The sequence below is a fragment of the Phreatobacter aquaticus genome (genome assembly GCF_005160265.1).
Taxonomy (GTDB): domain Bacteria; phylum Pseudomonadota; class Alphaproteobacteria; order Rhizobiales; family Phreatobacteraceae; genus Phreatobacter; species Phreatobacter aquaticus.
In genome coordinates, this window is record NZ_CP039865.1 from 455,611 (window position 1) to 469,175 (window position 13,565).

The window sequence follows — 13,565 nt, forward strand, 5'->3', positions numbered from 1 at the left end:
GGCGCCTTACGGCGCCCTTGCTATGGTTTCAAAGGGATGGCCTCGGCCATCCCTTTTCGTTTAGGGCAAGCCTATTCGGCCGCCTGGCCGCGTGACCGGGTCTCGGCCTCCTCGACCGCCTGTTCCGCGGCATCGAGCGTCTTCAAGGCTTCGGGATGCGGCATCGAGATGATGTTGTAGCCGGAATCGACATAGTGGATCTCGCCGGTGACGCCGGTGGAAAGGTCCGACAGGAGATAGAGTGCCGAACCGCCGATCTCGTCGATCGACACGGTGCGCCGCAGCGGCGCATGGCGCTTCTGGAAGTTGAACATCAGGCGAGCATCGGAAATACCGGCGCCGGCGAGGGTCCGCACCGGGCCCGGCGACAGCGCATTGACGCGAATGCCGAGCGGCCCGTAATCGGCGGCCAAATAGCGCACGCTCGCCTCCAGCGCGGCCTTGGCGAGGCCCATGACATTGTAGTTCGGCATGACGCGGGTGGAACCGCCATAGGTCAGCGTGACCAGCGAGCCGCCCGGCTTCATCATGGCCGCGGCCCGCTTGGCGATCTCGGTGAACGAGAAGCAGGAGATCACCATGGTGCGCGAGAAGTTCTCGCGCGTCGTGTCGGAATAGCGGCCCTTGAGCTCATTCTTGTCGGAAAAGCCGATGGCATGGACGACGAAATCAAGTCCGCCCCAGGCCTCCTCCAGCTTGGCGAAGGTCGCATCGACGGTCGCGAGATCCTCGACATCGCAGGGCAGCACCAAGGACGAGCCGACGCTGTCAGCCAAGGGCCTGACACGCCTGCCGAGCGCATCGCCCTGGTAGGTAAAGGCGAGTTCCGCGCCATGGGCGGCGAGCGTCCGCGCAATGCCCCAGGCGATCGAATGGTCGTTGGCAACGCCCATGATCAGGCCACGGCGGCCCTTCATCAATCCAGTCACGCGCGTGCTCCTCGCTTGGGGGCCGGACCCGCCGCCATTGTCGACGATCCGGAGTTGGGGATGCGCAAAACGGTCTGTCCACATGGCGCTGCGCTGTCGGTGAGGGATGGTCCGGCTGGTGCCAGAACTCTACGACCGCGCGGTGACAAGGCCCGCATCACAAATGGCGACCAAAGATGAAAGCAATGCCGCGCCTCAGGCGTCGACATGCTTCAGCACGATGGTGGCGTTGGTACCGCCGAAGCCAAACGAGTTCGACAGCACGCAGCCAAGCTGGGCATTGTCGATGCGCTTGCGCACGATCGGCATGTCGGCGACCTCGGGGTCGAGTTCCTCGATATGGGCGCTCTCGCAGATGAAGCTGTTGTTCATCATCAAGAGCGAATAGATCGCCTCCTGGACGCCGGTAGCGCCCAGCGAATGGCCGGTGAGAGACTTGGTCGCCGAGATCGGCGGGCTCTTGTCGGCGCCGCCGAACACTTCGCGGATCGCCTCGATCTCCTTGAGATCGCCGACCGGCGTCGAGGTGCCATGGGGGTTGATGTAGTCGACCTTGGGGCCGACGCCCTGAAGCGCCATCTTCATGCAGCGCACCGCGCCCTCGCCCGACGGGGCAACCATGTCGTAGCCGTCCGAGGTCGCGCCATAGCCGGCGATCTCGGCATAAATCTTGGCGCCGCGCGCCTTGGCATGCTCGTATTCCTCGAGAACCAGCACGCCCGCGCCGCCAGCAATGACGAAGCCGTCACGGTTGGCGTCATAGGCCCGAGAGGCCGTCGAGGGACGCTCGTTGAACTTCGACGACATGGCGCCCATCGCGTCGAACAGCACGGACAATGTCCAGTCCAGCTCCTCGCAGCCGCCGGCAAACACCATGTCCTGCTTGCCCCACTGGATCAGTTCGGCCGCATTGCCGATGCAATGGTTGGAGGTCGCGCAGGCCGACGAGATCGAATAGTTCACGCCCTTGATCTTGAACCAGGTGGCAAGCGTCGCGGAGGCTGTCGATGACATTGCCTTCGGCACAGCGAACGGGCCGACGCGCTTGGAATTGCCGGATTCCTTGGCCTTCTCGTAGGCATCGATCAGCGCGCGGGTGGACGGACCGCCCGAGCCCATGACAATGCCGGTGCGGTCGTTGGAAATGTCGGCTTCCTCGAGGCCGGCGTCGAGGATCGCCTGGTCCATGGCGACATGGTTCCAGGCAGTGCCGCCGCCGTGGAAGCGCATGGCGCGGCGGTCGAGCATTGTCGTCGGATCGAGCGTCGGGACGCCCGAGACACGGCTGCGGAACCCATGCTCCACGAAGGACGGATCCAGCGCGATGCCGCTCTTGGCCTCGCGCAGCGATGCCAGGACCTCGTTGGAATTGTTGCCGATGGACGAGACGATGCCCATCCCGGTGACGACGACGCGGCGCATGAGCGGCCTCTTTCGTTGGCTATTCTGGGGATTCGCCGGCTGATAGAGCAGGCGAATCAGACGATCACGAGGCGGCGCCGAACAGGCCGACGCGCATGTCCTTCACATCATATATGCGCTTGCCGTCGGCCTCCAACCAGCCATCGGCGATTCCAAGCACCAGCTTGGACTTGAAGATGCGCTTGAAATCGACGCCATAGACCACCTTCTTGGTGGTCGGCAGAACCATTTCCGAGAACTTCACTTCGCCGACGCCCAGCGCACGGCCCCGGCCGGGAAGCCCGAGCCAGCCAAGGTGAAAGCCCGTGAGCTGCCACAGTGCATCAAGGCCGAGACAGCCCGGCATGACCGGATCGCCCTTGAAATGACAGGCGAAAAACCAGAGATCGGGCTTCACGTCGAGCTCGGCCACGACATGGCCCTTGCCATTGGCGCCACCGGTTTCGCCGATCGAGGTGATGCGATCGAACATCAGCATGGGCGGCAGGGGAAGCTGCGCATTGCCGGGTCCGAACATTTCACCCCGTCCGCAGGAGAGAAGCTCTTCGTATGTGAAGCTCGACTTGCGTTCGCTCATCTCTGTGGTCATCCGCCCCTTGGCCGTGTTCCCGGGGAATGGCCCGGGCCGCTGCGGGCGCCTCTCTAACACAGGGGGTCGGGTCGGGCAAAAGGGCGCCTGTGAATTCCCTTGTCCATCCGACGGAGCCCGCCCCGCCAGCCGCCGGTTTCGTTCACCCTCATTGGCGGGCGTCTTCGCGAATGACTTGCAGGACGGTGCGGGACTTCGTAAAATGCCGCCAATGAGCATTCGGACCCTGATCGATCGCACGCATGTCGCTCTGGCCCCCGTGGCCGAGGGCAAGCTGTCGACCCATGACCGCGTCAGTCTTCTCCAGAAGACCGGCTGCCCGATCCATGACGTGCGCAGCATGCTGCGCGAGGTGGGCCTCAGGCCGACCCGCCAGCGTATGGCGCTCGGCTGGATCCTGTTCGCCAAGGGCGACCGCCACGTCACCGCGGAAATGCTGTTTGACGAAGCGGCCAAGGCACGCGTGCCGGTGTCGCTCGCGACCGTCTACAACACACTGCACCAGTTCACCGAGGCTGGCCTCCTGCGCGAGATCGCGGTCGACGGTTCGAAGGCCTATTTCGACACCAATCTCTCCGACCATCACCACTTCATCGTGGAAGGCGAGACGACCGTGTTCGACATCCCCGGCTCCAACGTCGCCGTGGACCGCCTGCCGGCAACGCCGGACGGCTATGAAATCGCCCGCGTCGACGTGGTGGTGAGGCTCCGCCGCAAGGCCTGAGCCCGCCTAGACACTTCCCGAGCCGTCAAACCATTTCCGGGCATCTCCGGCCGTTTGCTCATCCGGTGCGCAAGGACGGCCGAACAACCCAAGGACCGCGCAGGCGATATGCCGGAACGCGACCGATGCTCCGAGCGCGAATAGCATGCCGATTGGAACGACGAGCACTGTGACAGCGGCATCCCGTCCGTCCAAATAGGCCGCGATGCCGCATGCACCACCGAACAGGACGATGAAGGCCAGGCCGGCGCGCGCCGCATGGATCCCCCTGACAGGTCCAGGGCCAGCTGCCGCAGTCTCCGATCTGGTATCCTTCAAGTGGCCATCCCGCTCACGGCTTCCAATTGCGCAGCGTCAACGAATTCACGACGACCGAGACAGATGACATGGCCATGGCAGCGCCGGCAATGGCTGGTGACAAGAGCCCAAAGGCCGCGAGCGGCACCCCAACCACATTGTAGACGAAGGCCCAGAACAGGTTCTGGCGGATCTTGGCGACTGTGCGCCGGGCTATGTCGATCGCTCCGGGCACCAGGATCGGGTTCGATCGCATCAGTGCCACCGAGGCCGTCTCGATCGCGGCATCGGTGCCGCCCCCCATCGCGATGCCGACATGCGCCGCGGCGAGCGCCGGAGCATCATTGATGCCGTCACCCACCATCGCCGCCTTGGCCCCCGAGGCGACAAGCTCGCGCACCACCTGAACCTTGCCTTCAGGCCGCACGCCGAACCTCACCTCACCGGAAGATAGCCCCAGTTCGGCCGCCACCCGGAGTGCCGGGCCCTCGGCGTCGCCGGTCACCATCATCACGCGGATGTCGCGCGCCCTAAGCGCGTCAATGGCTGCCTTGGCCTGCGGGTGAACCGCATCGGCCAGGGCGATCAATCCAGCCAGCTTGCCATCAGCCGCGACCGCCGTGACGGTCGCGCCGCCAAGGCCGAGGTCCGCTGCCGTCCTGCTCAATGGCCCGAAGTCGACGCCGCGGCTGGCGAGATAGGCCGGCTTGCCAGCGATCACCGACCTGCCATCGACTTTCCCCTCGACGCCTTCGCCGATCACCGCCCGGAAGCCCTCGACATCGCCAAGGGCGGCGCCCTCCGCGATAGCCGCCGCACGGATGGCCTTGCCGAGTGGATGTTCACTCGGTCCCTGCACCGTTCCGGCAAGGGCAAGCAGGCTTGCCCGGGTAAACCCCTCCGCCGGGACGACCTCAGCAACCACCGGCTTGCCGAGCGTCAGGGTGCCGGTCTTGTCGAGCACGACGACATCCACCTGGGCCACACGCTCCAGCGCCTCGATATCCTTGACCAGGATGCCAGCGCGCGCCGCAGCGCCCGTTCCGGCCACCAGCGCCGCGGGTGTCGCAAGCCCGAGCGCGCAGGGGCAGGCAATGACCAGAACCGACACCGCCGCGATCAGAGCGGTTTCCACATCGTGGCCGGCAATCAGCCATCCGGCAAAAGCGACCGCGGCGATCGCGATGATGACAGGCACGAAGACAGCCGAGATGCGGTCCACCAGCCGCTGCACCGGTGCCTTGCCGGTCTGCGCGGCCTCCACCATGCGGGTGATGCGCGCAAGCGTCGTGTCCTCGCCAATGGCGGTCGCCGCGATCACGACCAGCCCGCCGCCATTCAGCGCGCCGGTCACCACGCCATCGCCGACATGTTTGGCAACAGGTACGCTCTCGCCGGTGATCAAGCTCTCATCGGCTTCCGTCTCGCCCTCCGTGATTGTCCCGTCCACGGGAAAACGCTCGCCGGGACGGATCTCGACGAGATCGCCGGAGCGCACCTCCTCGATTGGCGCATCAGCTGTCGCTCCATGGCGGCGCAGCCGCGCGGTCTGCGGGCGCAAGGCGATCAGCGCGCGGACCGCCTCGGTCGTGCCGCGCCGGGCGCGGGTCTCCAGCACCTTGCCGAACAGCACCAGCGTGATGACGGCGGCGGCCCCCTCGAAATAGAGGTGGCCATGGGCGTGCTCGCCATGGCGCAGGATCATGTACAGCGAGAAGAAGAAGGCGGCGCTGGTGCCGAGCGCTACCAGCACGTCCATGGTGGCGCCGCCAGTGCGGATCGCCTTCCAGGCCCCGCGATAGAAGCGCCAGCCGGCAATGAACTGAACCGGAGCGGCGAGCGCGAACTCGGTCCAGGGCGCCGGGTGCCATGGGAAGCCAAACGGCTTAAGCAGCATGGGCAGCATGAGCGGCAGCGTCAGCAGCGCCGAGCCGATGAACAGGACAAGCGTCTGGCGGTCCTCGGCGCGCCGCTCAGCGGCCCGTTCTTCCTCGGCAAGCCGCCTCTCGCTGGCCGTGCCCCGGCGCGGGTTCGCGCTATAGCCCGCGAGGTCGACCGCATCGATAACGGCCTGATCTGCGACACCGGGCGCCATGACCACGTCAGCGCGCTCAAGCGGCAGGTTGACCGAGACCGATGCGATGCCCGGCAATCGGCCGACGACGGTCTCGATCCGGCTGGCGCAAGCGGCGCAGGTCATGCCGCCGACATCGAACGTGACCGTGCGAAGCGGAGACTTGGGATCGGCATGGTTTGTTTGCGCGTTCATGGGGCCACACCTCGACCCACTAGATGAGCATCGCCATGATCTCGCGCAATCGTCGCGCCCGACGGCTCAGTCATCCGCCGTGAGCAGGGCGGCGCCAACCGTCAGCACAGTCGTGGCGACCAGGAAACCAAGGCCTTTGGCCAGAGCATCGGCCAGGACGGGCGGCCAGACACCAACCCTTGGGGCAAGCTGAAAGCCGAGCACGGCGGCCACGGTACCGGCCGCGATCATGAGGGAAATCACACCGAAGGCCGTCGGCGCCTGCCGGTGCAGCCGCAGCAACGACGTGTCGAGCGAGATTGATGCCTTCGGTCCGGATGCCGCCAGTGCCATGGCAGCCGCCAGCAAGATCAGGCTGACGCAGACAGCGGTCGCCGTCCCAATCAGGCGCAACGCGGTCCATGGCCAGCTATCACCCGCCGCCGACTCGACCACCAGCAACATCAGATCGATCACCCCGACAGCGGCAAGCGCCACGACCATCATCAGAGCCAGCAGCACCATGGTTTCGCGCACGATGCGCGGGGCGGCTGCCAGATGATTGCGCAAGGGGACAGCCTCGCGCGCTGCCTTCAGATCCCGGCGGCCAACCGCCACATGGGTGCCGAGCAGCACGCCGATCAGCAGGAGCGCCACGACCACCGCAAAGACCGGCAACTTCCACAGGAACGGCGCGCGCAAACGCCCGGCCAGTTCCGCCGCGACGCCCGCTGTCAGTGCATAGGGGCCGGCATGAAAGGCCACCCGCCAACCGGCATCGACGAGCAGCGCCAGATAGCGCCGCACAAAGGTGCCGGAAGGCGAGAGAGGGGTCACTGACACCCGCCGATTATCGCCGATACACGCCTGTCAGGAAAGCGCTCAGAACGTGACCTGGATCAGGAAGGGCCCCTTCCGGCTGACGGCTGCCGCGAACACATCGGCGAAGGCCTCGGCCGTCTCGACCTTGCGCGCCTCGATGCCCATACCGCCGGCGAGCTGAACCCAGTCGATGTCGGGATCGGCGAGCGACAGCATGTCATGCGCTTTCCGGCCCGGGTTCTTCGCGCCGACATTGGCGAGTTCGCCCTTCAGGATGGCATAGGCGCTGTTCGCCCAAATGCACACGACAACGTCCAGGCGCTCGCGTGCCATGGTCCAGAGCGCCTGCACGGAATACATGCCTGAGCCATCCGCCTGCAGGGCGACCACCTTGCGATCGGGGCAGGCAACGGCAGCACCAACCGCCAGCGGCAGGCCATCGCCGATAGCGCCACCGGTCAGCGACAGCCAGTCGTGCTGGGGCGCGCCGTGGGTGTCCTTGAAGAAATTGCGGCCAGTGGTCACCGACTCGTCGGTGACGATGCAGTTCTCCGGCAGCAGATGGCCGATGACCTTGGCGATCGCATCGGTATTGAGCGGACCCGACGGGCGCGCCGGACGCGATGCCGCAGACAGCACAGGCATTGTCTTGTCGGCGCCGAGACGCTCGGCAAGACGCGCCAGCGCATCTTCCTGGTCTTCGGAAAAGGCTGCGAGTTCCACGACCTCGGCATTCTCCGGGTAAAGCAGCGACGGCTTGTTCGGATAGGCGAAGAAGGCGACCGGAGCCTTGGCGCCAACCAGAATGACGTGGGTGATGCCAGCCGTCGCCGCCAGCGCAGCATCGACCGGATAGGGCAGACGCTCGATGGCGTATCGGCCGGCGCCGCGCTCGATGCGGCCATTGGAGGTCTCGGCAAGGACCTTCGCGCCAGTCTTGGCGGCGATACGCGCCGCGTGCTCGGTCGCCTGGGCGCGCACCGCCCGGGTGCCAAGCAGGATCAACGGCCTGCCGCCGGCTTCGATCGCCTTGGCGGCCGCTTCGATCGCTGCGTCCGAGACCTTTTCCGGCGCGATTGCAGACGGCACGGCAACAGGCCCCGAACCATCGTTCCAGGCAGTGTCGGCCGGCAGGATCAGTGTGGCGATCTGGCCGGGATGCTGACGGGCTGCGACGATCGCGTCAGCGCCATCCTGCGCGACGACCTTGGACGAAGCAGAGGTGCGCACCCATTTCGACATTGTACCGGCAATGCCCTCGATATCGGAAGTCAGCGGCGCGTCGTGGTGGATGTGATAGGTCGCATGCTCGCCGACGATGTTGACCACACCGGTGCGCGCCCGCTTGAGATTGTGCAGATTGGCTAGACCATTGGCGAGGCCGGGCCCCAGATGCAGCAGCGTCGAGGCCGGGCTGTCCTTCATCCGGAAATAGGCGTCGGCCGCGCCGGTGGCCACCGTCTCGTGCAGGCACAGCACGCAACGCATGCCGTCGACGCGGTCGAGGGCCGCGACGAAGTGCATCTCCGACGTGCCGGGATTGGTGAAGCTGACAGTGACGTCACCGGCAACGAGGGTGCGCACGAGGCTTTCGGCCCCGTTCATAGGCGTGGTCATGGTCTCTCCGGGAATGCGGGCTTATTTCATGGGTGAGAAGGCGGTGGGAACCAGGATGCGGTTCTCCATCTTCAGAAGGAACGGCGTGGCGGCATCAAGGTAATCGCCCCATCCAGCGGCGGTCGCCAGCTTGGCGCGGCGCTGCTCGCGGTCGGCCATGCTCTCATAGCGCCACATATGGACCACCTGGTTGAGTTCGCCGATCTCGGTGACGAAGAAGCCGATGGGGTCGCCGAGGATCGGCCACTGGATCGGCTTGGCAAGGCGCTGATAGACCTCGAGGAAGTTCTTCGCCTTGCCGGGCAGGCAGGTATAGGTGCGCTCGTCGATGACCATGGGGTTGTCCTCCGGGTGGGCTTGTTGGTGTCAGACGCCGCGCAGGCCGATGCGATGGCCGCCATCGACGGTGATGGTCGTCCCGGTCATGAAGCTCCCGGCCTCCGACAGCAACAACAGCAGCGCTCCGTCGAGGTCGTGCTCCTGGCCGAACCGGCCGACCGGAATATCGCGGGCCATCTCGCGGCCGCGGCCCTCGGTCAGATAGTCGCGGTTGATGTCAGTTATGACGTAACCCGGCGCTATGGCGTTGACGCGGATGCCCTTGAACGCCCACTCGATGGCCAGCGCCTGGGTCATCTGCACGACCGCCGCCTTCGAGACCGCGTAGGATGCATTGCCCTTGGAAACCCCGTAGCCGAGGATCGACGCGATATTGACGATCGAGCCCGGCTTGCCGGCAGCCAGCAGGCGCTTAGCCGCCTCGCGGGCCGTGTAGAAGACGCCATCCAGGTTGGTCGCCATGGTGCGGCGCCAGTCCTCGTCGCTCGTCTCGACGGCGCGGCCGGGAACCGCGATACCGGCATTGGCCACCACGGCATCGACCGTGCCGAAGGCCTTCTCCGCGGCATCGAAAGCCCGTGCGATCGAGCCTGAGTCCGTCACATCGCCCGACACGGCGATCGCACGTCCCCCACCCTTGACGATGTCGGCTGCAACGCTCTCGACCTTGTCGGCCCGGCGGGCAACGGCGACCACTGCGGCGCCATGTTCGGCGAGCGCCATGCAGAACCGTGCGCCGAGACCGGTGCCGGCACCGGTCACCAGCGCGACGCGGCCGCTCATGTCGAGAATGTCCCTGGCCGCCATCAAGCCTGTTCCCCTTGTTGGTGGGCACAGTTGCAAGAGCGCGGGCGCACGCGCAAGCCATGACCGCGCCGATCAGCGATGCACTACGGTGCGATGCGGTGGCGGGCAGGTGAATATGACAGTGCCACTTGACGTCGCGCAGCGTTGGCCGCATGACCCGCTGACGCCCGGATCAAGCTCCTGAGGCGGCATGATTGAAGTCCCCAGAGGCCCGATGACTCTGCCGATTTTCGACCGTCGCGATGCCCTCAAGGTCCTGGCTGCTGCCGGTATCGGTTGGCCGTCATTGGCGCAGGCCCAGGCGCCTGCAACACAGCCGCCGGCTCAAACACCCCAGCCTCCGGCCAGGTTCACCTACGAGGACGTCGTCCGCCGCGCGCGTGAACTTTCGGGCCTGCCCTATGACGGCGCGCAGCCGCAATTGCCGCCAGCGCTCACCGCGATGAATTTTGACCAATATCGCGACATGCGGTTCCGTCCGGACCGTGCCCTGATTTCCCAGGGCGGCGGATCCTTCCGCATGCAGATGTTCCATCTGGGCTTCATCTACCGCGATCCCGTGGTTGTGAATGTCATCCGCGACGGCATCCCGACCCCGGTCCCCTATGCGGCCGCCCTGTTCGACTATGGCCGCAACCGGTTCGAGCGCCCCCTGCCCGTCGACCTCGGCTTTGCCGGGTTCCGGATCCATCATCCGCTCAACGATCCTCGCGTCTATGACGAACTGATCTCGTTCCTCGGCGCGAGCTATTTCCGCTTCTTGGGACGTGGCCAGAAATACGGCCTGTCGGCGCGTGGCATCGCGATCAACACCGCGGGCCCCGGGCAAGAGGAATTTCCGCGCTTCCGCGAGTTCTGGGTCGAGACACCGACGGCGGAAGCCCAGGCCTGCACTATCTTCGCCCTCCTGGACGGTGAAAGCCTGACCGGCGCCTATCGCTTCATGATATTCCCCGCGCAAGAGAGCGTCATCGACGTTCACTGTACCCTGTTTCCGCGCCGCGCCATCCCCAAGCTCGGCGTCGCGCCACTCACATCCATGTTCTTCTACGCAGAGAACGATCGCAGGACGTCCGACGATTATCGGCCGGAACTGCACGATTCTGATGGCTTGCTGATCCATTCTGAGACCGGCGAATGGATCTGGCGCCCCCTGCGCAATCCCAAACAGGTCGAGACATCCCAGTTCGCCGACCGCAACGTGCGGGGTTTCGGGCTGATGCAGCGCGACCGGGTGTTCGAGCACTATCAGGATCTGGACCTCAATTACGAGATGCGTCCGAGCTACTGGGTTGAGCCCCGCGAGGGCTTCGGCGACGGCCGCGTCGAACTGGTCGAGATCCAGACCGGCGACGAGACCAACGACAACATCGTCGCCTACTGGGTGCCGAACCGTGCGGTCGAGCAGGGTCAGACACTGACTTTCGCCTACCGCATCGTCTCGACCACCAATGAGGCGCGGCTCCATCCCGGCGGCTATGCGCTGAACACCTACCGCACGCGCCCTGTGGCACTGGGCTCAGGCGAACCTGTGCCGCCCAACGCCGCTCGTTTCATCATCGATTTCGTCGGTGGCGACCTCGAGTACTATCTGCCGCAGCCGGATGCGGTTCAGGTTGTGCCGACCGCGTCGAACGCCCGCATCACCCGCACCTTCCTGGTCCCGAATACCCAGACACGCGGTTTCCGCGCCGGCATCGACGTGATCGGAGATGCCGGGCAGACGGTCGATCTCAGGGTATTCCTGCGCACAGGGTCGAAAGCCCTGACAGAGACCTGGACCTTCCCGTGGAAGGTGGAGTGACCGCGCCGACCGGCGGAGCAGTCCCTAGGCCGCGCGATCCTGCGGTCCCCGGCGAAGCGTCTGGACGAACTCCCTGACCTCGTCCTCCAGCAGGCGGGCCTGTTCCGATAGGGCAGTCGAGGCCAGCCGGGTCGTTGCCGCAAGTTGTTCTGCATCCGCCGCATGATGGGCGACGGCCCCAATGCTGTCGTTGATGTTACGGATGCCGCCGAAGGCATGCTCGATATTGACCCCGATCCCGTCGGTCGCTCTGGTCTGCATCTCGACCGAGGCCGCCACATGCCGCGTGATCTCATCGACCTCGGCGATGATGCGCGAGACCTCCGAGATCGCCTCGACCGCCGCGCGGGCGGCACCTTGCACGTCGCCGATCTGGGTAGAAATCTGCTGGGTCGCAGCGGCAGTCTGGCCCGCCAGCGACTTCACCTCCTGGGCGACCACCGCAAACCCCTTGCCCGCCTCCCCTGCGCGCGCCGCTTCGATTGTGGCATTCAACGCGAGAAGGTTGGTCTGTGCCGCAATGCTGGTGATGAGCTCGACCACCTGGCCGATGCGCTCGCCCGCCGCGTTCATCTCGCCGATGGTCAGGCTCGCCTCCGAAGCCCGCTCGACGGCCTGGCGGGTGATCTCTGCGGACCGGCCGACCTCCTTGCCGACCTCGTGGGCTGATCCCGTCAACTGCATGGTCGCCTCGGCAACGAGTTGCATGTTGTCTGTCGCCTCGTGCGAGGCTGTGGCGACATTAGCCGCGCGTTGATTGATCTCGCCCGATCCGATGCTGAGCCGGCCGGCTGTTTCGCCCATCTCGCTCGATGCGGCGGAGACCCTGCCGACGATGGAGCTGATCGTCGCCTCGAAATGGCCGGTCTCCACCGCGAAGCCGCCAACCCTCTGCTGAATGTCGACCATGGCGGTGTTGATGTTGCGCGCTGCCTGCAGCAAGGCGCCATGGAGGCCTTCCTCGCGGATATGGCGGAAATACTTTTTGGCGCGCACCGCGCCCATTGCGGCCGCTGATTCGCGGACATAGGCATCGCAGCGATCAATCATGCGATTGGCGCTCCATAGCAGGGCACCGACCTCGCCGCGTTCCTGGATGCCGAGAATGCGCGCCTCGAAGTCGCCGCGCGCGACCGCGTTGAAGACGCGCGTCGCATCACACGCTACGCGGCGCGTTCTCCAAAGCCAGAACATGGCGAGCAGGCTCGATCCGAATGCCAGCACCATGGCGCCCCCCATGACGAGGGTCCATTCCAGAAGTGCTGCGGCGAGGGAGATGCCCAAGCCTGCGGAGGCGACCATGGAAGCCGCGATCGCCTTAGAGAGCGAGGACAAGTTCATCATAGCCAATCTTCTGGGAGACGACGAAATCTGAGAGAATCCGGCTGCTGGCTGCAAGCGCCTCCTTGCCATTGCGATGCTCGGCCTCGACGCGGCAAAGCTCGGCATAGACAGGCGCAATGGCGTCGATCGCGGCGCGCTTGGGCACCCGGCGATTGGAATGATAGCTGACCAGCGTGCCGGCCGCGTCATAGGAAGGGGTCACATGGGCGAAGACCCAGTAATGGTCACCTGACCGCGCCATGTTCTTCACATAGGCGAAAATCTCTTCACCCTTGGCGAGCGTGTCCCACAGCAGCTTGAAGACTGCGCGCGGCATGTCGGGATGGCGGATGATGCTGTGCGGCTGCCCCAGCAATTCACGCTCGCTGAACCCGGCGATGGCGATGAACACATCGTTCGCATAAGTGATCCGCCCCTTGAGGTCGGTCTTCGAGACGATGATGTCGGCCGGGTCGAAGAAAACCTCGCGCCCCGTCGGCCTGATGGCGTGAGCCATGGGCTGAACTCCAGTTCCCGGGGGTAAAATCGAGTAAGCAGCAAGATCGTAAACAGGCCGTTAGCGGACATTCGGTTGTCCGCATATCCTGCTGATGGCATTGATGATTTACGCGGGGTCAGCGAGA

At 65.3% G+C, this 13,565-nt stretch carries 12 protein-coding genes; 2 read left to right on the forward strand and 10 right to left on the reverse strand.

Annotated features, from left to right (window positions below):
- Positions 1-71: 71 nt before the first annotated feature.
- The 3 genes from fabI to fabA form a co-directional block, all read right to left on the reverse strand.
- A complete protein-coding gene (fabI, locus tag E8L99_RS02000; RefSeq protein WP_137101909.1) occupies positions 72-917 on the reverse strand; it encodes an enoyl-ACP reductase FabI in 846 nt (281 codons plus the stop codon).
- A 207-nt stretch (positions 918-1,124) separates the two neighbouring features.
- Positions 1,125-2,351 (reverse strand): beta-ketoacyl-ACP synthase I, encoded by a 1,227-nt coding sequence (gene fabB, locus E8L99_RS02005; RefSeq protein ID WP_137097979.1) that lies wholly within the window; start codon positions 2,349-2,351, stop codon positions 1,125-1,127.
- A gap of 64 nt (positions 2,352-2,415) precedes the next feature.
- Positions 2,416-2,928 (reverse strand): 3-hydroxyacyl-[acyl-carrier-protein] dehydratase FabA, encoded by a 513-nt coding sequence (gene fabA, locus E8L99_RS02010; RefSeq protein ID WP_137097980.1) that lies wholly within the window; start codon positions 2,926-2,928, stop codon positions 2,416-2,418.
- 223 nt (positions 2,929-3,151) lie between these two features.
- Between fabA and irrA the strand changes: the two genes are divergently transcribed.
- Complete coding sequence (irrA, locus tag E8L99_RS02015; protein WP_137097981.1) at positions 3,152-3,664, forward strand: iron response transcriptional regulator IrrA; 513 nt, start codon at positions 3,152-3,154, stop codon at positions 3,662-3,664.
- A 331-nt stretch (positions 3,665-3,995) separates the two neighbouring features.
- Here irrA and E8L99_RS02020 read toward each other — a convergent pair whose 3' ends face one another.
- From E8L99_RS02020 to E8L99_RS02040, 5 genes are all read right to left on the reverse strand, one after another.
- On the reverse strand, positions 3,996-6,230 hold the full coding sequence (locus tag E8L99_RS02020) for a heavy metal translocating P-type ATPase (protein WP_137097982.1): 2,235 nt from the start codon (positions 6,228-6,230) through the stop codon (positions 3,996-3,998).
- Positions 6,231-6,296: 66 nt separating this feature from the next.
- Positions 6,297-7,046, reverse strand: coding sequence for a hypothetical protein (locus tag E8L99_RS02025; protein WP_137097983.1), 750 nt, complete (start codon positions 7,044-7,046; stop codon positions 6,297-6,299).
- Between the two features lie 45 nt (positions 7,047-7,091).
- Positions 7,092-8,636, reverse strand: coding sequence for an acetolactate synthase large subunit (locus tag E8L99_RS02030; RefSeq protein ID WP_137101910.1), 1,545 nt, complete (start codon positions 8,634-8,636; stop codon positions 7,092-7,094).
- A 33-nt stretch (positions 8,637-8,669) separates the two neighbouring features.
- Positions 8,670-8,984 (reverse strand): NIPSNAP family protein, encoded by a 315-nt coding sequence (locus E8L99_RS02035; protein ID WP_137097984.1) that lies wholly within the window; start codon positions 8,982-8,984, stop codon positions 8,670-8,672.
- Between the two features lie 30 nt (positions 8,985-9,014).
- Entirely contained in the window at positions 9,015-9,770 is a 756-nt protein-coding gene (locus E8L99_RS02040; protein ID WP_215907043.1) for an SDR family NAD(P)-dependent oxidoreductase, read from the reverse strand.
- A 238-nt stretch (positions 9,771-10,008) separates the two neighbouring features.
- On the opposite strand from E8L99_RS02040, the gene E8L99_RS02045 reads away from it, so the two are divergent.
- Positions 10,009-11,598, forward strand: coding sequence for a glucan biosynthesis protein (locus tag E8L99_RS02045; protein ID WP_137097986.1), 1,590 nt, complete (start codon positions 10,009-10,011; stop codon positions 11,596-11,598).
- A 24-nt stretch (positions 11,599-11,622) separates the two neighbouring features.
- Here E8L99_RS02045 and E8L99_RS02050 read toward each other — a convergent pair whose 3' ends face one another.
- Entirely contained in the window at positions 11,623-12,996 is a 1,374-nt protein-coding gene (locus E8L99_RS02050) for a methyl-accepting chemotaxis protein (RefSeq protein ID WP_252511236.1), read from the reverse strand.
- Positions 12,917-13,438 (reverse strand): PAS domain-containing protein, encoded by a 522-nt coding sequence (locus E8L99_RS02055; RefSeq protein WP_137097987.1) that lies wholly within the window; start codon positions 13,436-13,438, stop codon positions 12,917-12,919. Before E8L99_RS02055 ends, E8L99_RS02050 begins: the two co-directional genes overlap by 80 nt.
- Between the last annotated feature and the right edge of the window lie 127 nt (positions 13,439-13,565).